At 69.5% G+C, this 18,911-nt stretch carries 19 protein-coding genes; 14 read left to right on the forward strand and 5 right to left on the reverse strand.

Translation table 11 applies throughout. The features are described from left to right. The first annotated feature begins 8 nt into the window (after nt 1–8). The 12 genes from gspG (at nt 9) to ASC81_RS14865 (ending at nt 13,041) form a co-directional block, all read left to right on the forward strand. On the forward strand, nt 9–428 hold the full coding sequence (gene gspG / locus ASC81_RS14810; protein WP_056268565.1) for a type II secretion system major pseudopilin GspG: 420 nt from the start codon (nt 9–11) through the stop codon (nt 426–428). Continuing rightward, entirely contained in the window at nt 425–1,630 is a 1,206-nt protein-coding gene (locus ASC81_RS14815; RefSeq protein ID WP_056268568.1) for a type II secretion system F family protein, read from the forward strand. Before gspG ends, ASC81_RS14815 begins: the two co-directional genes overlap by 4 nt. Then, complete coding sequence (locus ASC81_RS14820) at nt 1,627–3,138, forward strand: GspE/PulE family protein (RefSeq protein ID WP_056268571.1); 1,512 nt, start codon at nt 1,627–1,629, stop codon at nt 3,136–3,138. The genes ASC81_RS14815 and ASC81_RS14820 overlap by 4 nt, the downstream gene beginning before the upstream one ends. Further along, nucleotides 3,131–4,252 carry a hypothetical protein gene (locus tag ASC81_RS14825; protein WP_056268573.1) on the forward strand — a complete coding sequence of 374 codons (1,122 nt, stop codon included), beginning with the start codon at nt 3,131–3,133 and terminating at the stop codon, nt 4,250–4,252. The genes ASC81_RS14820 and ASC81_RS14825 overlap by 8 nt, the downstream gene beginning before the upstream one ends. Beyond that, nucleotides 4,249–4,767, forward strand: a complete 519-nt coding sequence (locus ASC81_RS14830; protein ID WP_056268576.1) for a hypothetical protein — start codon at nt 4,249–4,251, stop codon at nt 4,765–4,767. Before ASC81_RS14825 ends, ASC81_RS14830 begins: the two co-directional genes overlap by 4 nt. Then, the gene (locus ASC81_RS14835; RefSeq protein WP_056268578.1) at nt 4,764–5,282 is read left to right on the forward strand and encodes a hypothetical protein; all 519 of its coding nucleotides are present in this window, start codon (nt 4,764–4,766) and stop codon (nt 5,280–5,282) included. The genes ASC81_RS14830 and ASC81_RS14835 overlap by 4 nt, the downstream gene beginning before the upstream one ends. Next, complete coding sequence (locus tag ASC81_RS14840) at nt 5,279–7,471, forward strand: secretin N-terminal domain-containing protein (protein WP_056268581.1); 2,193 nt, start codon at nt 5,279–5,281, stop codon at nt 7,469–7,471. The genes ASC81_RS14835 and ASC81_RS14840 overlap by 4 nt, the downstream gene beginning before the upstream one ends. A gap of 8 nt (nt 7,472–7,479) precedes the next feature. Then, nucleotides 7,480–7,947, forward strand: coding sequence for a type II secretion system protein (locus ASC81_RS14845; protein WP_056268584.1), 468 nt, complete (start codon nt 7,480–7,482; stop codon nt 7,945–7,947). Continuing rightward, nucleotides 7,947–8,327, forward strand: coding sequence for a type II secretion system protein (locus ASC81_RS14850; protein ID WP_056268586.1), 381 nt, complete (start codon nt 7,947–7,949; stop codon nt 8,325–8,327). The genes ASC81_RS14845 and ASC81_RS14850 overlap by 1 nt, the downstream gene beginning before the upstream one ends. 6 nt (nt 8,328–8,333) lie before the next feature. After that, nucleotides 8,334–8,849 (forward strand): hypothetical protein, encoded by a 516-nt coding sequence (locus tag ASC81_RS14855; protein ID WP_056268589.1) that lies wholly within the window; start codon nt 8,334–8,336, stop codon nt 8,847–8,849. 233 nt (nt 8,850–9,082) lie between these two features. Further along, nucleotides 9,083–9,838, forward strand: a complete 756-nt coding sequence (locus ASC81_RS14860) for an NF038120 family PEP-CTERM protein (RefSeq protein ID WP_056268591.1) — start codon at nt 9,083–9,085, stop codon at nt 9,836–9,838. Nucleotides 9,839–9,867: 29 nt separating this feature from the next. Continuing rightward, nucleotides 9,868–13,041 (forward strand): S8 family serine peptidase, encoded by a 3,174-nt coding sequence (locus ASC81_RS14865; RefSeq protein ID WP_056268594.1) that lies wholly within the window; start codon nt 9,868–9,870, stop codon nt 13,039–13,041. Nucleotides 13,042–13,123: 82 nt separating this feature from the next. Here ASC81_RS14865 and ASC81_RS14870 read toward each other — a convergent pair whose 3' ends face one another. Next, nucleotides 13,124–13,510, reverse strand: a complete 387-nt coding sequence (locus ASC81_RS14870) for a hypothetical protein (RefSeq protein ID WP_056268597.1) — start codon at nt 13,508–13,510, stop codon at nt 13,124–13,126. Nucleotides 13,511–13,560: 50 nt separating this feature from the next. Between ASC81_RS14870 and ASC81_RS14875 the strand changes: the two genes are divergently transcribed. Further along, a complete protein-coding gene (locus tag ASC81_RS14875) occupies nt 13,561–14,055 on the forward strand; it encodes a CAP domain-containing protein (RefSeq protein WP_056268600.1) in 495 nt (164 codons plus the stop codon). Between the two features lie 120 nt (nt 14,056–14,175). Here the strand turns inward: ASC81_RS14875 and ASC81_RS14880 are convergent, their stop codons facing one another. From ASC81_RS14880 to ASC81_RS14895, 4 genes are read right to left on the reverse strand one after another with little or no spacing between them, the layout of a single operon-like run. After that, the gene (locus ASC81_RS14880; RefSeq protein ID WP_235533665.1) at nt 14,176–14,829 is read right to left on the reverse strand and encodes a response regulator transcription factor; all 654 of its coding nucleotides are present in this window, start codon (nt 14,827–14,829) and stop codon (nt 14,176–14,178) included. Then, entirely contained in the window at nt 14,820–16,040 is a 1,221-nt protein-coding gene (locus ASC81_RS14885; protein ID WP_056268606.1) for a sensor histidine kinase, read from the reverse strand. The genes ASC81_RS14880 and ASC81_RS14885 overlap by 10 nt, the downstream gene beginning before the upstream one ends. Then, nucleotides 16,037–17,155: a tRNA 2-thiouridine(34) synthase MnmA gene (gene mnmA, locus ASC81_RS14890; RefSeq protein ID WP_056268609.1), complete on the reverse strand. Its 1,119-nt coding sequence runs from the start codon at nt 17,153–17,155 to the stop codon at nt 16,037–16,039. The genes ASC81_RS14885 and mnmA overlap by 4 nt, the downstream gene beginning before the upstream one ends. Nucleotides 17,156–17,213: 58 nt before the next feature. Next, complete coding sequence (locus tag ASC81_RS14895) at nt 17,214–17,711, reverse strand: NUDIX domain-containing protein (RefSeq protein ID WP_056268613.1); 498 nt, start codon at nt 17,709–17,711, stop codon at nt 17,214–17,216. A gap of 82 nt (nt 17,712–17,793) precedes the next feature. On the opposite strand from ASC81_RS14895, the gene ASC81_RS14900 reads away from it, so the two are divergent. After that, a complete protein-coding gene (locus ASC81_RS14900) occupies nt 17,794–18,909 on the forward strand; it encodes a Re/Si-specific NAD(P)(+) transhydrogenase subunit alpha (protein ID WP_056268615.1) in 1,116 nt (371 codons plus the stop codon). The last annotated feature ends 2 nt before the right edge of the window (nt 18,910–18,911 follow it).

The raw sequence follows: 18,911 nt of genomic DNA on the forward strand, positions 1-18,911 counted from the left end.
GCCAGACCATGTGCCGTCCTTCTCCCGCCAGCCGCGGTTTCACGCTGCTTGAACTGCTCGTCGTCATGGTCATCATCGGCCTGCTGGCCGGTTACGTCGGCCCGAAGTTCTTCGGCCAGATCGGCAAGAGCGAGGTCAAGGCGACCCGCGCGCAGATCGACGCGCTGACCAAATCGCTGGACCAGTACCGCCTCGATGTTGGCCGCTACCCCGGCACCGAGCAGGGCCTGGCCGTGCTGGTGACCAAGCCGGCCGACGAACCCAAGTGGGCCGGGCCCTACCTGAGCAAGGCCGTGCCCAAGGACCCCTGGGGCAATGACTACCAGTACCGCAGCCCCGGCGAGCATGGCGAATATGACTTGCTGAGCCTCGGCAAGGACGGCCGCCCGGGCGGCGAGGGCGAAGACGCCGACCTCACGAGCTGGTGACCCTGGCCGTGGCCCAATTCCAGACCCGCGTGTTGCGCGCGGGCACCGTCAGCACCGAACGGGTCGAAGCGCCCGACCGCACGGCCGTCGCCGCGGTGCTTGGCGTGCCGCCCCAGCATGTGCTGGAGGTGCGCGAGGTCACCGTGGCGGGCGACAGCAAGCCCTGGCGCCGCAACAGCAAATCCCCGCTGCAGCTCTTCAGCCAGGAGCTGGCCGTGCTGCTGGACGCCGGCATCGCGCTGTTGGAGGCGCTGAACACGCTGCGCGAGAAGGAAGGCCAGCCCGGTGTGCGCGCGGCATTGGACGCCGTCATCGGCCAGATCGAGCAGGGCCAGCCGCTGTCCGTCGCGCTCCGCCAGCAGCCGCAGGCCTTCGACGAGCTGATCTGCGCCATCGTCGCGGCCAACGAGCGCACCGGCCAGTTGTCCACGGCGCTGGCCCAGCATGCGCGCTATCTCGGCTGGGTCGATGCGCTGCGCTCGCGTCTCGTCGCGGCGCTGGTCTATCCGTTGATGCTGCTGGGCGTGGGCGGCGCCGTCATCCTCTTCCTGCTGCTGTATGTGCTGCCGCGCTTCGCCGGCATCCTGGAGGCGACCAGCGCCGACCTGCCCTGGGCCTCTCGCGTGCTGATCGAGTTCGGCCAGACCGCCGGCGCGCATCCGGGCTTGGTGATCAGCGGGATCGCGGCGGTCGGGTTCGCGATCTTCACGCTGCTGCGCCAACCGGCCGTGCGCCAGCGTGCGCAGGCTGCGCTGTGGACGCTGCCCGGCCTCGGCCCGCGGCTGCGCGTGCTGGCGCTGGCGCGGCTGTATCGGTCGCTGGCCATGCTGCTGGCGTCGGGCGTGCCGGCGCTGGCCGCGCTGCGGATCGTTGTCGATGTGGTGGCAGCGCCCTGGCGCGCTGCCGTGCAGGCCGCGGCCGCACAGATCGAGCGCGGCGAGCGCCTGTCCGCGGCCTTCGATTCACAGGACCTGGCCACGCCGGTTGCGCGCCGCATGCTGCGCGTCGGCGAGCGCAGCGGCGAGGTGGCGGCCATGCTGGAGCGCGCGGCGGCTTTCCACGATGAGGAGGCCGCGCGGCTGACCGATCTGCTGTCGCGCCTCGTCAACCCGGCGCTGATGCTGATCATGGGCGTGCTGATCGGCGGGATCATCGTGTTGATGTATTTGCCGATCTTCCAGCTGGTGGAGCAGGTGCAATGAGCACGACGCTTGCCGACTGGCTGCCGGCCGAGCAGGGCCCCTGGCATCTCGACTTCGAGCAATGGCCGCAGGCCCAGGCCCAGCGCTGGCGTGCTGTGCTGGCGATTGGCGCGGGCAACAAGCGCGTGCTGCTCGCCGAGCGCGACGAGGACGCGATGCTGCTGCAGAGCGTCGAGTCGCGCCTGAACGCGCCGGTCGGCTGGCAGCGTGCGTCGACCGAAGCCGTGACCCATTTCCTCGGCGCGGGAGAGGCCGACTTCCGCGCGCTGTCCGACGTTGAAGATGCGCTGACCGCCGTCGAGGACCACACCGAGGAGCTGTCGGCGCTGGCGCTGAGCGAGCAGGCCAGCCCGGTCGTGCGCCTGCTCAACGCGACCATCTACGACGCGCTGCAGGACACCGCGTCGGACATCCACATCGAATGCACCGCCCGCGGCGCGGCGATCCGCTTCCGCGTCGACGGCGTGATGGCCGTGGTGCGCCAGGTCGAGAGCCCGCAGGTGGCCGAGCAACTGGTGTCGCGCTTGAAGGTCATGGCCGAACTCGACATCGGCGAGCGCCGCCTGCCGCAGGACGGTCGCTTCAAGCTGCGCGTGCAGGGCCGCGAGATCGACTTCCGCTTGAGCGTGATGCCCAGCGTGTTCGGCGAAGACGCCGTCATCCGCATCCTCGACCGTGCGGCCATCGCGCGCGCCGGCTCGCTGACGCTGGACTCACTGGGCTTCGGCGACGAGGAGCGGGCCGCCATCCGCCACCAGGCGCGCCAGCCCCACGGCATGCTGCTGGTCACCGGCCCGACCGGTTCCGGCAAGACGACGACGCTGTATGCGACGCTGGCCGAGATCCACACCGGCGCCGACAAGATCATCACGATCGAAGACCCGGTCGAGTACCAGCTCAGCGGCGTCGTGCAGATCCCCGTCAACGAGAAGAAGGGCCTGACCTTCTCGCGCGGCCTGCGCTCCATCCTGCGCCACGACCCGGACCGCGTCATGGTCGGCGAAATCCGCGACGCCGAGACCGCGCAGATCGCCGTGCAGGCCGCGCTGACCGGCCACCTGGTCTTCAGCACCGTGCATGCGAACAACGCCTTCGACGTCATCGGCCGCTTCATGCACATGGGCCTGGACCTCTACAACGTTGTCTCGGCGCTGAACGCGGTGCTGGCCCAGCGCCTGGTCCGGTTGACGTGCAAGCACTGCGCCCAGCCTTTCGCGCCCGATGCCGCCACACTCACCCGTCACGGCGTGATCAACGGCAATTTTCTGAAGGGCGAGGGCTGCGGACATTGCCGTGGCACCGGCTACAAGGGCCGCCGCGCGGTGGCCGAGCTGCTCAAGCTCGACGACGGCCTGCGCGACCTGATCGCCGCGCGTGCGCCGATGTCCGAGATCAAGGCCGCCGCGAAAGCCCGCGGCATGAAGTCCTTGCGAGACATGGCCCTTGCGGCCGTCTGCCGTGGCGACACCACCTTCGAGGAGCTGGAACGTGTCACCCTCGATGAATGAGCGCTTGCGCCAGCAGTTGAGCGCGCGGCTGGCCAAGCCGCGGCGCCTGTTCGTCACGCCCGGTGGTGACGAGTTCGCCACTTGGTGCCGCGACATGCCCGGCACGGCGGTCGAACTGGTGGTGAGCGCCAAGGCCCTGCACGAGCTGATGATCGAGCCCGGCCTGCCGCTGGCCGACCTGGATGCCGTGCAGGCCTATGCGCAGCAGCAGTTCGCCCACTACTTCGGCGCGGCGGCGCAACGCTTCGCGCTCGCGCCATGGCGGCTGGGTGATGCGGCCGGTGCGTCGGCGCTGCACGGGCTGGAGCTCGCGGCGCTGCGGGCGCAGGCCGATGCCGCTCGCGTGCGTCTCGTCGCCGTGCGCCCGGCCTGGGCCGTCTGGCTGGCCTCGCTGCCCGTCGCGGCACGCGCGGGCTCGGGCCGCGCGGTCTGGCACGAGGAAGACGTCGCCGTCGTCATCCAGCTCGACCGAGGCCGCGTCACCGCCCTGCAGTCGCGCCGCGTGCAAAGCCTCGCCGACCTGGGCGCCGAGACACCGCTCGCCGTCGGCACGCCCGCCGACGAACTCGTGCCGCAGGCCGGTCCGGCCACGCCACAGCCCGACTTCCTGCCCCGCAGTGCGCGCTCGCCGCTGGCCTGGCCGCTGGCCGCCACGGGCGCGCTGGTGCTGGCCACCGCCGCCTGGAGCGCGGTGGACAGCTACCGTCTGCTGGACGCCGCCCAGGCCGCGCGCGACCGGGTCGCGCAGCTGCGCCCCACGGCGCTCAAGCCGCAGGCGCGCCGCGCGGCCGCACCGGTCGAGAACCGCTCGGCCAGCGAAGCGCGGGCGCTGCTGGCCATGCCCTGGGAGCCGCTGCTGACGCGCATCGAGACGGCGGGCGCCGACGCCAAGACCATCGCCTGGCTGGGCCTGGACGCCAGCGCCGGCCGCGGTGAAGTGCGGCTGGAAGGCCTGACGCCCGACAAGCTGCTGGCCCTGCAACTGGCCGAGCAGCTGGGCATGACGCCGGGCTGGGGTCAGGTCGTGCTGTCGCGCTTCTCGGCCGCCGAGACGGGCCTCGTCGGCCAGCGCTTCGAGATCAACGCCCGCGTGGCGACAGGAGGCGGCTCTTGAAGCAGCGCCTTGATCGCGTCGCCAGGTTGCTGGGCTGGCCCGGCCTCGTCGGCATCGCCGCCTTGTTGCTGGCCGTGGCCGCGGTCGTGCTCGGCCAGCGCTGGGACGAGCGGGCCGCCGCACTGCAGGCCGAGGCGCGTGAGCTGCGCGCCAAGGCGCGGCCGGCCGCCGTCGTGGCGGCCGTGCCGGTCAGCGTGCAGCAGTGGCAGGCCACGCTGCCGCCAGCAGGCAGCCGCCAGCAGCGCCTGGCCGACCTGCTGGAGCTGAGCATCCGCCTGGACGTCAGCGGTGCGCGCACCGAGCATCGGCTGGCGACAAGCGAAGGCCTGGAGCGGCTGCGCGTGACCATGCCGGTCACGGGCAGCTACGCCCAGGTGCGCCGCTTCATCAGCGCGGCGCTGGCTCATGACCCTGCGCTGAGCCTGGACGCCCTCAAGCTGCGTCGCGTCAGCCCCATGGCGACAGACGTCGATGCCGAGCTGCAGTGGTCGCTGCATGGCAAGGCGGGCTCATGACGCAGCGACGACAGCTCGTGCTGGGCGGCGCGCTGGTGGCCACGCTGACGGCGACCGCCTGGCTGGCCACACGGCCCGACGAGGAGGTCGCCCCCGTCGCCGCGCCGACGCGTCGGTCAGGCGTCGCGGCTTCAGCCGCCACTGCCGCCGCCCCGTTGCCGGCGTCTGCCGACCGCCAGCCCTGGGCCGAGGCGCCGGCCGACCAGCTTGCCGCCTGGCAGCCGCCACCGCCGCCACCCGCGCCGCCCGCACCGCCGCCGGTCGCCGCTGCACCACCCCCGCCACCCGTGGCGCCACCGCCGCCGTACCAGATGATCGGCCGCGTCGTCGAAGGCGAGGGCGCCAAGGCGGTCGAAGTCGCGCTGCTGACCGGCCCGAACAAGGCGCTCAGCGCAAAGCGTGGCGACGTCATCGACGGCCAGTGGCGTGTCGAGCAGGTTTCCGACAGCGGCGTGCGCCTGACCTGGCTGCCCGGGCAGCTTCCCCAGAACATCGCATTCAGGCCCATCCCATGAAGCAGCTCGTCCTTCTTTTCAGCGTGGTGCTGCTTGCGGCCTGCGCCAACCCGGCGCTGCGCCAGGCCGAAGACCTCGGCCGCAGCAACCAGTGGCCGGCGGCGCTGCGCGTGCTGGATGACGCCCTCGCCAAGGAGCCGACCGATCCGCAGCTGCGCGCCGCCCATGTCCGCGCCCGCGAGCAGACCTCGGCGCGACTCGTGCTGCAGATCGAGGCACTGCGCGGCGCCGGGCGCTGGGACGAGGCGGCCGCGCTGCTCAGCCAGCTGGCGCTGACCGACGCCAAGCACCCGCGCCTGGCCGCGCTGACGGCCGAGGTCGAGCGCAGCCGCCGCCAGGCGGCCCAGCTGATCACCGGCCGCGCGGCGCTGAAGGAGGGCCGTATCGAACGCGCCGACGCCGTCACGCGCGAGATCCTGGCCGAGTCGCCCCAGCATCCCGGTGCACGGCTGCTGGCCAGCCAGGTCGCGCAGGCGCGGCCGCTGGAGTCGGCCGTCGGCGAGTTGGGCCCGGCCTTCCAGAAGCCGGTCACGCTGGAGTTCCGCGAGGCGCCGCTGCGCCAGGTCTTCGAGGCGCTGGCGCGTTCCAGCGGCATCAATTTCGTCTTCGACAAGGACGTGCGCGCCGATGCGCGAGTGACGGTCTTCCTGCGCGCCGTGACGCTTGACGAAGCCATGCGCGTCATCCTCGGCACCCAGCAGTTGGACCGCAAGCTGCTCAACGACACCTCGGTGCTGATCTTCCCGAACACGGCCGCCAAGCAGCGCGAGCACCAGGAGCTGGTCACGCGCACCCTCTACCTGACCAATGCCGACGTCAAGCAGGTGCAGGCGATGGTGCGCACCATCGCCAAGGTGCGCGATATCCACATCGACGAGCGCCTGAACCTGCTGGTCGTGCGCGACACGCCCGAGGTGCTGCGCCTGGTGGAGCGGCTGATCGCCTCGGTCGACCTGCCCGAGCCCGAAGTGATGCTGGAGGTGGAGGTGATGGAGCTGGCCACAGACCAGGTCGACACGCTGGGCTTGAAGTGGCCTGAGGAGCTGCAGGTCGGCATCAGCGATGCGGCGGGCAACATCCCCAGCCGGGTCTTCATCGGCGGCGACAACCCGGTCAACTTCCGCGCCAGCATCGCCAACCCCACCGTCGTGGCGACGCTGCGGGGCACCAACGGCAACTCCAACATCCTGGCCAACCCCAAGATCCGCGTGCGCAACCGTGACAAGGCCAAGGTCCACATCGGCCAGAAGCTGCCGGTGTTCACGACGACGACCAACTTCACCGGCTCGACCTCGGTGGCGGCCTCGGTCAGCTACCTCGACATCGGCCTGAAGCTGGACGTGGAACCCACCATCCAGCTCGACAACGACGTCGTCATCAAGATCGGCCTGGAGGTCAGCAACCTCATCCGCCAGGTCACCGGCCCGGGCGGCACGACGGCCTACGAGATCGGCACGCGCAACACCTCCACCGTGCTGCGCCTGGCCGATGGCGAGACGCAGGTGCTGGCCGGCCTCATCAACGACGAGGACCGCAAGAGCGCCGCCGGCGTGCCCGGCCTGTCGCGCATCCCGGTGCTGGGCCGGCTGTTCGGCACGACGACCGACACGCGCGCCAAGACCGAGGTGGTGCTGCTGATCACGCCGCGGGTGGTGCGCAACCTGGCCGTGCCGGATGCGTCGCTGACGCGCTTGGCCAGTGGCACCGACGGCAGCCCGGGGGCTTACAGCAGCCTGCTCAGGCGCGAGGCCCGGGTGGGCGTGGCGCCCAGTGGCAATGCCGGTACGGTGTCCACCACACCGGCTGCGCAAGCCGCGACTGTGCAGCCGCAACCCGCTGCGCCGACCGAAGCCGTGCTCAAGCTCGACGTGACGCCGCAGGTGCCCGCGGGCGGCACGGTGTCCGTCGCGCTGAAGAACGACAGCGGCCTGCAGGTCAAGGGCGAGATCGAATACGACGCCAGTCGCCTGACACCCGCCCAGCCGATGGCCGGCGCGTCGCCGGGGCGCTATCCCGTCGAGCTGCCGCCACGCGGCGAACGCGTCGTCGCCCTGCGTGCCCTGCCACCGGCAGCCGGCCAGGTGCTCAACATCAACCTGAGCGGCCTGTCGGCCGCCGGGTTGAACGGCGAATCGGCCCCGGTGCGCGTCGACGGCTCCGGCCTTCTCACCGTCGAGGCGGTGAAGTAAGGCCGACCATGCGGGCGCGAGGCTTCACGCTCATCGAGATGCTCGTCGTTCTGGCGATGCTGGGCGTGCTCGCATCCGCCGCCCGGCCCTTGCTCGAACTCTCGGTGCAGCGCACCCGTGAGCACGAGCTGCGCCAGAGCCTGCGCACGCTGCGCGAGGCGCTGGATGGCTACAAGCGCGCCGTCGAAGCCGGCAGCATCGCGCAGAGCCCCGAGGACAGCGGCTACCCGCAGAAGCTGGAGCAACTGGTCGACGGCGTGGCCGACGCCAAGTCACCGAACGGCCGCAAGCTCTACTTCCTGCGCCGCCTGCCGCGTGACCCGTTTGCGCCGGCCGAGCTGCCGGCTGCGGAGACCTGGGGCCTGCGCGCCTACGACAGCCCGCCCGACAGCCCCCGGGCCGGCAAGGATGTGTTCGACGTGTTCTCGCGTTCGGAGCGCAAGGCGCTGGACGGCAGCAGGCTGAAGGACTGGTAGTGCCCAAACCGCGCGGCTTCACCCTCATCGAGCTGATCGTCGTGATGGCCATCGTGGCCCTGCTGGCGTCGATTGCCGCGCCGCGCTATTTCAATTCGCTGCAGAAGAGCAAGGAGACGGCCCTGCTCACGTCGCTGACGACGATGCGCGACGCCATCGACCAGTACGCCGCCGACAAGGGCCGCTACCCCGAGTCGCTGCAGGAACTGGCGACGGCGCGCTATATCCGTGGTGTGCCCGAAGACCCGCTGACGACCAGCCGCGAGACCTGGATCGAACTGCCACCCCCGACCGAGATGCAGGTCACAGGCCGCGTCTGGGATGTGCGCAGCGGTGCCGCGGGGCGCAGCGCCGACGGGCGCCTTTACGCCGATTGGTAGCCTGCGATGGCGCCTGCGCAACGCGGCTACAGCTATCTGGCCGTACTTTTCTTGGTGGCGCTGACAGCCGCCGGCCTCGCGGCCTTGGGCCAGGCCTGGAGCACAGCGGCGCAGCGCGAGCGCGAGCGGGAACTGGCCTTTCGTGGCGGCGAGATGGCACGGGCGATCGACGCCTACGCCAAGGCGTCACCCGGCCTGCCGCAGCGATACCCCGAGAGCCTGGAGGACTTGCTCGCCGACAACCGTGCCGGCCGGCCCCGACACCATCTGCGCCGTGCTTATGTGGACCCGTTCACCGGCCAGGCGGACTGGGAGCTGATGCCTGAGCCCAGCCAGCCAGCCAGCTTCAGCGCCGTGCGCAGCCGTTCCGAGCGGCCCTTGCTGCGTGAGTTCTGGCTCGATGGCAGCCAGGTCAGGGTGGCGCGAGATCTGGTGTTTGCGGCGCGCGACTACGCGGTCAATGCGCGTCCCCAGCCCAGCCCCGACATGCCCGCGTCGGCAGCCAGCGCCGCGTCAAGGTGAATATTCGGACGAAAGTCATACGAGGCAGTCAAGTCTGATGCGTCGGTGAAAACCCATCCCCCCCTTGCCTCAGTGCTCGGGCAACTGGGGATAGCCGTGATTTTTTGCTCACCCAGAATCGGTCGCTTCAATGCCTTGGCCCATGCACGACATCCCAAACGGATGTTGCCGGGCCCCGCAGCCAACCTTGCTGCGCGGCGTGGATCAACTTTGCAAAGAAAGTGGGTAGTGAAATGAAGAAGTACTTGACCTCGGCCGCGCTGGCCGTGGCCGCTCTGACGGCGCCGATGGCATCCCAGGCGGGCGTGCTGCGCACCGTCCTCGATTTCGAAGCCGTCGACACGACCAACGTGTTCTTCCCGCCGCTGCTGCTGCAAGGCGATGAGTTCTACCAGGCCGGCCTGGCGGGTCGCACGATGTTCTTCAGCCCGTTCTCCAACGCAGCCACTGCGCAGACCGGTGATCTGGTCGGCGACCTGATTGACGGCAGCATTCCCGACTCCTGCGGCAACGTCCTCTGCCCGTCCAACAACGCGACCAACTACGTGGGCATGCTCAACGACGGCGTGATGGCATTCGGCTCGACCGACGGCTTCCGTTTCTCGGTGAAGAGCTTCAACGCCAGCTTCCTCGGCAACGGCGACCCGCTCCAGTCCACGCCTGGTTTTGTGCGCTTGCAAGGCGTTCGCGGCGGCATGTCGACCACGGCCACCTTTGCGTTGACCGGCCTGGACAGCTCCGGCCGCCTGAACCAGACCACCATCAACACCGGCGCCTTCGGCAATACCGAGTTTGACTTCGTCTACGCCTTCGGCTTCGCCTGTGCGACGCCGGGTGGCGGCACGACCTGCTCCGCCTTCTCCACCGACCGTGCCCAGTTCACGCTCGACGACATCACCATCGAGCACATTCCCGAGCCGGGCAGCCTCGCTCTGCTGGGCCTGGCAGGCTTTGCCGCCTTCAGCGCCAGCCGCCGTCGCGCTGCCTGACCCCCCGCTTCCATCGAAAGGACCGATTGATGAAGAAGACACTCAAGCCCGCCGCACTGGCGGCGCTGGTTCTGCTCTCGGGTTTGGCCACAAGCTCCTTTGCGCAGGATCGCAAGACCTACATCGTCCAACTCAAGGATGAACCCGCCGCCTCCTACCAGGGCACGGTTCCCGGCCTCGCCGCCACGCGGCCGGCCGCAGGCGAAACCTTCCGCTACGGCAGCACTGCCGTGCAGGCCTATGTGAGCTACCTGGGCCAACAGCAGAGCACCGTGATCTCCTCGGTGGGCAACGCCCCCGTGCTGGCCACCTACAACACCGTCTTCAACGGTTTTGCGGCCAGCCTGACCGAGGCAGAGGCGCTCTCGCTGAGCACCAACGCCCAAGTGGTCGGCCTCTGGCAGGACGAAGCCCGCCAGCTCGACACCGTCTCCACCGCCAAGTTCCTCAAGCTCAGCGAAGCCGGCGGCCTGTGGTCGCAGACCGCGGGCGGCACGGCCATCAAGGGCGAGAACATGGTCGTCGGCATTGTCGACAGCGGCATCTGGCCGGAGAACCCCGCCTTCTTCGACCGCGTCGACGCCAACGGCGTGCCCAGCAACAACCCGGCCGACACCCAGGTCTTCGGCCCGGCACCGGCCAGCTTCCTGGGTACGTGCGTGCCAGGCCCCGGCATTGACCCGGCCAAGCATTGCAACAATAAGCTGATCGGCATCCGCCACTACAACGCCGGCTTCAAGGCCTCTGGCTTGCCGCCGCACTGGACAGATTTTCACGACTCGGGCCGTGACTCAGTCTCAGGTCCCTTCGGCCATGGCGGCCACGGCAACCACGTCGCCTCGACGGCGGCCGGCAATGCCAATGTCTCGGTCAACATCAACGGCGCCTCGGTCGGCACCGGCTCCGGCATGGCGCCGCGCGCCCGCGTCGCTGCCTACAAGGTCTGCTGGACCTTCGTGAACCCGAACGCGACCGACGGCACCGGCAGCCAGAACACCTGCTACAACTCCGACTCGGTGGCCGCCATCGACCGCGCTGTGGCGGACGGTGTCAACGTCATCAACTTCTCGATCAGCGGCTCGCAGACCTCAGTCAACGATCCCGTCGAGCAGGCTTTCTACCGCGCCGCGCTGGCCGGTGTCTTCGTCGCTACCTCTGCGGGCAACAGCGGCCCCGGCAATGCCGTGGCCCACATCAGCCCCTGGGTGACGACCGTGGCCGCGTCCACGCATGACCGCGCCTATGCCGGCAGCGTGACGCTCGGCAATGGCCAAGCCTTCAGCGGCGGCTCGACGACCCAGACCGGCCTGCTGTCGCCGACGTCGATGGTCCTGGCCGAGAACGCCGGCCTGGGTGGCGGTGACGCCAGCCTGTGCTTCAGCGCCAATCCGCCGGCCGGCCAAGTGCTGCTCGACCCCGCCAAGGTCGCTGGCAAGCTGGTGGTTTGCACGCGTGGCATCAACGCACGTGTCGACAAGGGCGATGCCGTCCGGAACGCGGGCGGCGTCGGCATGATCCTGGCCAATGCCGCGGCTGGCCAGACCATCGATGCGGACTTCCAGTCGGTGCCCACGGTGCAGGTCAGCGCAGCCGACGGCGCAGCCATCAAGGGCTACGTGGCTGGCAATCCTGGCGCGCAGGGCAGCATTGCGCAGGCGGTCCTGACGACCAAGCCGGCGCCGCTGATGGCCGGCTTCTCGTCGCGCGGCCCCAACATGGGCGACAGCAACGTCCTCAAGCCCGACCTCACCGCGCCTGGCGTGGACATCCTGGCCCAGGTCACGCCTGACCTGTCGCCGGCCCAGCGCGACGCCGTTGCCGCTGGCACGCTGGTGCCGCCGCCGGCTTGGTCGTCGTACCAGGGCACGTCCATGTCCAGCCCGCATGTGGCCGGCGTGGCGCTGCTGCTCAAGCAGGCCAATCCGACCTGGGGCCCGGCAGCCATCAAGTCGGCGCTGATGACCACCGCGTTCAGCACCCTCGACGATGGCGTGGCTGGCTTGTCCAACGGCCTGCTTCCCTGGTCTCAAGGCGCCGGCCACATCGACCCGAACAAGGCTGTCAATCCGGGCCTGGTCTACAACGCGGGCAAGAACGACTGGGTCAAGTACCAGTGCAAGGTCAACCGCCCCGCCGTCCTGCCGGCCACCGACTGCACGACCATTGGCACGCTGAACGAGACCTATGAGCTCAACCTGCCGTCGATCACAGTGGGCACCGTCCTCGGCACCGCCATCGTCCCACGCACGGTCACCAACGTCGGCGCCACGACGGCAACCTTCACCGCCACTGCCAACGTGCCGGGCTTCACCACCACGGTGACCCCGTCCTCGCTGACTTTGGCGCCGGGTGCTTCCGCTTCGTTCACGGTCAGGCTGACGGCGTCGACCGCTGCCGAAGGCGTGTGGAACTATGGCCAGCTGGTCTGGAGCGATGGCGTGCGCAGCGTCCGCGCCCCGGTCCAGGCCCGCGTCGGCAAGCCGATCACGGCACCGGCCGAGTTCACCGCTACCACGGTGTCGGGCAGCCGCCTGATCACGGTGCGCACCGGCTTCAGCGGCCGCATGGGCGTCAAGTTCGGCGGCATGAAGGAAGTGACGATGGGCAACACCGTCACGCTGGCGCCCCAGCCCCTGAGCAGCGCCCAACTCAAGATCATCTGTCAGGCGGGCGTTGACACGCCTAGCGTCAAGGTCTACAGCTTTGCCGTTCCCGCCGGTGCCATCGTCGCGCGCTTCGCGCTGCGTGATGCCGACGTCAATGGTGCAGGCGACGACAACGACCTGATGCTGCTCTACCCGAACAACACCACCTCGGTGTACTCGGGCAACGGTGGCTCGACCGAAGCCGTGCAGGTCAGCTCTCCGGCTGCCGGCACCTACAAGGTCTGCGTGGTCGCCTACGACGGCGGAGCAGCCATGACGCACCAGCTGTCGAGCTGGATCGTCAACCCGGGCGAAGGCACGACCATGCGGGCGGCTGTGCCGTCGACGGTCTATGCCGGCAGCACGGCGACGGTCGGCCTGGCCTGGTCGGGCCTGGCCACCGGCAAGCGCTACATGGGCGGCTTCCAGCTGCTGGATGCCGGTGGCACCGTGCAGTCCACGACGGTGCTGCGCGTGTCGACCGATGGCAGCGTGCCGGTCCAGAACGAGCCGAGCAACGTGCCCGCCAAGGTGGCAGAAACCGCTGTGAGCCAGTAAGCCGCGCGCTGTCCGCCCGGTGCGCCGGGCGGTAAGCGCGACCCAAGCCGCAGGCTCAAAGCCTGCGGCTTTTTTCATGGCTTCAGCGAGCGGTGGCCGGGGTGACGAGCTGGCAGCGCTCGGCCACGCAAATGGCGCCTGGGTCGACTGTCACAGCGCAGTTGGAGCGCATACCGCTGGCCTCAACCTCTTTGCGTGCAGCTTCGGCCTGCCGGGCAGCGAGCTCGTTGACACGCTGGACATCGACGCCCTGTGTCGACCAGGCCCAATAGCCCGCCGGTCCGCCGCAGGCCTTGGCGCCGACGGCCAGGCTGCGGCATTGGCTGTCGGAGGTGCAGGCCGCGGGCCCGATCAGCGCACGCAGTTCCCGGCTCAAGCGTTGTGATTCCGGCTCGGCCGGGGGCTGGGCGCAACTGGCCAAGGCGGTGGTGGCGAGTGCGGCGGCGAGCAAGCTGTGCAGTGATTTCATGCGGCCGATGTTGCGACGCCCGGCCGCTGCTTGGCAACTAGGATGTGACCATGCGTGTTTGCCTGGCCCTGCTGCTCGTCCCGCTGCTTTCACCACCGGCGCTGGCCGAGCCGGTTTGCCAGCCGTCCGTTGACGCCACGGGGGCCGCGCTGAATGCCGTGCGCGCCCGCGCCCAGCAGTGCGGCGAGCGGCTGTGGCCGGCCGCCACCGGGCTGCGCGCAAGCCCTGTGCTGGCCGAAGCGGCACGCCGCTACGCGCAGGAACTGGCCGCGCGCGACCGCATCGATCACACGGGCGCGGCCGGCTCTTCCCTGCGCACGCGGCTGCGCGAGGCGGGCTATGCGATGAAGGTGTCGGGCGAAAACCTGGCCGGCGGCCCGGAAACTCTGGATGAGGCCTTGGCGCAATGGCTGGACAGCCCGGCGCATTGCGAGAACCTGATGCTGGCCGAGTTCCAGGAGTTCGGTCTGGCCTGCGTGTCCGGGCCTGGGCAGTTCAGGCACTACTGGGTGTTGCACCTCGCCGCACCGCAGGCGAAGAAGTGAGGCCTGTCGTCCAAGGAATACCTTGGCCGGTCTACCCAGGAGATGGCGATGCTTGCCGGCTCGACCGGCAAGCACATCGCCAAAGGCGGCCTGGCTCGGGGCGGCCCGGCGCCCGGCCCGCTAAATCCAGCCGAGGTCGATAGCGCGCAGAACGGCCTGCGTGCGGTCGCGCACGCCCATCTTGGAGAAGATGGCCGAGCAGTGGTTCTTGATGACGCCTTCGCTGTTGCCCAGCAGGCCGGCAATCTCGGTGTTGCTGCGGCCGCTGGCGACCAGGCGCAGCACCTGAAGTTCCTTGGGGGACAGCGGGTCGGGGTGGTCGGCCGCCGTGAAGGCGCGCTCGCCACCCTTGGCTTCCATGCGTGTCGTCAGCGACGGGCGCAGCGCCGTGCTGCCGCCGTGCACGTCGCGCAGGGCCTGGGCCAGCGTCTCGGGGCTGATGGCCTTGAGCAGGAAGCCGCGGGCGCCGGCGCGCACGGCTTCGTCGAAGGCCGCCGTGTCATCGAAGGTCGTCAGCAACACGACCGGCAGGCGCAGCGCCCGCGCGGCCAGCGCACGGATCAGGCCGATGCCGTCCAGGCGCGGCATGCGCATGTCGGACAGGATGACGTCGGGCAGGTCGTCGGGCGGGGCGGCGGAGAGCCACTCCAGCGCCTCGGCACCGTCGCTGGCCTCGCCGACGACCTTGAGCTCGTCGTGCAGTGCGAGCAGGCCCTTGAGGCCCTCACGCACCAGTTGCTGGTCCTCCACCAGCAGGATCTTGATCACATCCATCGCGGACATCTCAGCTCGATTCGAAATCCCGGGCAGGTGCGCGTCACGCGCATCTGCCCACCCAGTTCCGTCATGCGCTCGGCCATACCCGACAGGCCGTTGCCAAAGCCCTCGGCACGGCCCGGCTGCCAGGCCGGCGCGCCGCGCCCATCATCGTCGATGCTGACGCTGACCTCATCCCCATCACCCCTGAGTTCGACCTGCACGCGACGCGCGCCGGCATGGCGCACGCTGTTGGTCACGCCCTCCTGCACGCAGCGCAGCAGCGCATGCGCAGCACGCGGGCCGAGGTCGCGGGCGGCCTCGTCCAGGGCCAGCTCGATGCGCGTGCTGCCAATGCCTTCGGCCAGCGCCTGCAGCGCGGCGGACAGGTCAATGCGTTGCGAGCTGCGCTGTTGCGACACCGCATCGCGCACGTCCGCCAGCAACTGGGCGGCCACCCCCTCGGCACGGCCCAGTGCCTGGCCGGCGCCGGGCGTGTCGGCCCGTGCCAGCAGCGCGCCGCCGAGCTGCAGCTGCAGGTTGAGCGCGGTCAGGTGGTGGCCCATCAGGTCATGCAGCTCGCGGGCGATCTGCATGCGCTCGCTGTAGCGCATCTGCTCGGCCAGCAGGTGCTCGCCCGACATGCGCTCGGCCAGCACCGCCTGCAGCCAGCGGCGCTTTTCGCCCTCGGCCGCGGCCATGCGTCCCAGACCGAAGGCCAGGCCGTGCAGGGCCAGCATCGCGAACAGCATGCCGAACTGGTCCAGCCAGGCGGTCGTTGATGCATAGACATAGATGCCGGTGTTCAGCAGCACCTGCGCCGACGCGAAGCCCAGCGCCAGCCGCGCAGGCAGCACGACGGCGGCCAGTGCGGTGACGAGGAAGGGCAGGCCCGGCGTGACGCCGAAAGCCAGCAGGTCCACCAGCAGCAGCCAGGCCAGGCGCTGATTCACCGGCACGGCGGTCTGGCCCTGGCGGGCCAGCAGGAAGATCAACGCGACGAAGGCCAGCAGCAGCAGCACACAGACGACAACCAGGCCGCGGTCGTTGACGTCGCCGCCGAGCTGGCGCCAGACCCACGCGGCCAGGCCGTCGTAGGGCTCGGTGCGCACGCCCAGCAGCGCCGCACCGGCGCTGACCAGCTCCATCGCGCAGAACACGAGGGCTGCCAGCCGCAGAACGACGCCCGGCTCGGCCAGGCGCGCGAGCAGCCGGTCGAACTTCGTCATTCAGCAACGGCTGTCGCGATCACGCCGCCGCCGAGGCACACATCGCCGTCATAGACCACGGCGCTCTGGCCGGGCGTGACGGCCCACTGCGGAGCGGGGAAGCGCAGCGTCAGATCGCCGTTGCTGCCGAAGCTCACGTTGCACGGCGCATCTGTCTGGCGATAGCGCGTCTTGGCCGCGGCCTGGCCTGTCGACGGTGCGCGGCCGGCGATCCAGCTCAGGTCATCGGCAACGAGGGCCGGGCTGAGCAGCAGGGGATGGTCATGGCCCTGCACGACGATCAACGTGTTGTTCGGAAGGTCCTTGGCCGCGACGAACCACGGTTCGTGCTCACCGCCCCCGCGTGGCGTGCCCTTGTCCTTCACGCCGCCGATGCCCAGGCCTTGGCGCTGGCCCAGCGTGTAAAAGCTCAGGCCCACATGCTCGCCGAGCTTGCGGCCGCGCTCGTCCTTGATCGGGCCGGGTTGGTGCGACAGGTATTTGTTCAGGAACTCGCGGAAGGGCCGCTCACCGATGAAGCAGATGCCGGTGGAGTCCTTCTTCTTCGCGTTTGGCAGCGCGATCTCGGCGGCGATGCGGCGCACCTCGGTCTTGGGCAGGTCGCCGACCGGGAACATCGTCTTGCTGAGTTGCGCCTGCGACAGCCGGTGCAGGAAATAGCTCTGGTCCTTCAACGGGTCCAGGCCCTTGAGCAGTTGGAACTCGCCGTCGAGTTCGCGAACGCGTGCGTAGTGACCGGTCGCGATCTTCTCGGCGCCCAGACGCATCGCATGGTCGAGGAAGGCCTTGAACTTGATCTCTGCATTGCACAGCACGTCCGGGTTGGGCGTGCGGCCGGCCTGGTACTCGCGCAGAAAGCTTTCGAAGACGCGGTCCTTGTATTCCGCGGCGAAGTTGACGTGCTCGATCTCGATGCCCAGCACGTCGGCGACGGACGCCGCATCCAGGAAGTCCTGCCGCGTCGAGCAGTACTCGTCGTCGTCATCGTCTTCCCAGTTCTTCATGAAGATGCCGATGACCTCGTGGCCCTGTTGCTTCAGCAGGTGGGCGGTCACGGCCGAGTCCACGCCGCCGGACAGGCCAACGACGACACGGTGCTTCTTGGGGGAACTCATGGGGGCGATTGTCCCAAAGCATCTTCAGCCGGCGCGAACAGGCGTTTGACCTGCCGGTTCAGCCCTTCATCAGCGGCGATTGCAGCGACGCGTGCGCAAACACCGTCTCCAGCGGCAGCCGCCGCCCGGCCGCATGGTCCTGCACGCATTGCAGCACCAGCGGGCTGCGGTGGCGGTCGGTACAGGCGGCCAGCTCCGCCTCGCTCATCCACAGCGTGCGGCATATGCCCTCATCCAGCGTGCGGCCGGCGATCTCTTCGCCGACCGAGCCGCTGAAGGCCAGCCGGACATAGGTGACATCCTCTAATCGCGCCGGCCGCACGAAGCGGGCCAGATAGACGCCGAGAAAAGACGTCGGCACGAAGTCGCGCATCGTCTCCTCCAGGGCCTCGCGCACGACGGCCTCGATGGGCGTTTCGCCCAGCTCCAGGTGGCCCGCAGGGTTGTTGAGCATCAGGCCCTCGGGGGTTTCCTCCTCGACCAGCAGGTAGCGCCCGGCGTGGGCAATCACCGCGGCGACAGTGACGCTGGGACGAAAACGATCTGTGGCACTCATGAAACCTCCTCGCGCATTCCCGCAGTGGGCGGGCGCAAGCATTGTGTAAGCTGCCGCGCACCCTGTCCCCGGAGGAGATTCCATGCAGATCGGCGTACCGCGCGAACGCGCGGCCGGAGAGACCCGCGTGGCCGTCACGCCCGAGACGGCCAAGAAACTCAAGGCCCAAGGCCACAGCTTGCGCATCGAGTCGGGCGCGGGCGTGGCAGCCAGCGTGACCGATGCGGCCTACGAGGCGGTGGGTTGCGAGATCGTCGACCAGGCCGCCGCACTCGGCAGTGAACTGGTGCTCAAGGTACGCGCACCCGGCGCCGACGAGCTGCCCTTGATGAAGCCCGGCACGGCCCTTGTCGGCATGCTCAACCCTTTCGACCGCGACGGCCTCACCGCCATGGCTTCGGCGGGGCTGACGAGCTTCGCGCTCGAAGCCGCGCCGCGCACGACACGTGCGCAGAGCATGGACGTGCTGTCCAGCCAGGCCAACATCGCCGGCTACAAGGCCGTGATGATCGCGGCCGACAAGTACCAGCGCTTCTTCCCGATGCTGATGACGGCGGCGGGCACCGTGAAGGCGGCGCGTGTCGTCATCTTGGGCGTGGGCGTGGCTGGCCTCCAGGCGATTGCGACCGCCAAGCGCCTGGGCGCCGTCATCGAGGCCAGCGACGTGCGGCCCTCGGTGAAGGAGCAGGTCGAGTCCCTCGGCGCGAAGTTCATCGACGTGCCTTACGAGACCGCCGAGGAGAAGGAAGCGGCCGAAGGCGTGGGCGGCTATGCCCGCCCGATGCCGCAGAGCTGGCTGGACCGGCAGAAGGCCGAGGTCGCCAAGCGCGTCGCGGCGGCCGACATCGTCATCACGACAGCGCTGATCCCCGGCCGCGCGGCGCCGGTGCTGGTCACCGAGGAGATGGTCAAGGCGATGAAGCCGGGCTCGGTCATCGTCGATATCGCGGCGCCCGCGGGCGGCAATTGCCCGCTGACCGAGGCTGGCAAGACGGTCATCAAGCATGGCGTCGTCATCGTCGGCGAGACCAACCTGCCGGCGCTGGTTGCGGCCGATGCGTCGGCGCTTTATGCACGCAACGTGCTGGACTTCCTCAAGCTCGTCATCACCAAGGAAGGCACATTCAACGTGCCGCTGGATGACGACATCGTCGCGGCCTGCCGCGTGACCCAAGACGGTCAAGTGACCCGGAGCTGAAG

This window comes from Pelomonas sp. Root405, assembly GCF_001425165.1.
GTDB lineage: Bacteria > Pseudomonadota > Gammaproteobacteria > Burkholderiales > Burkholderiaceae_C > Pelomonas.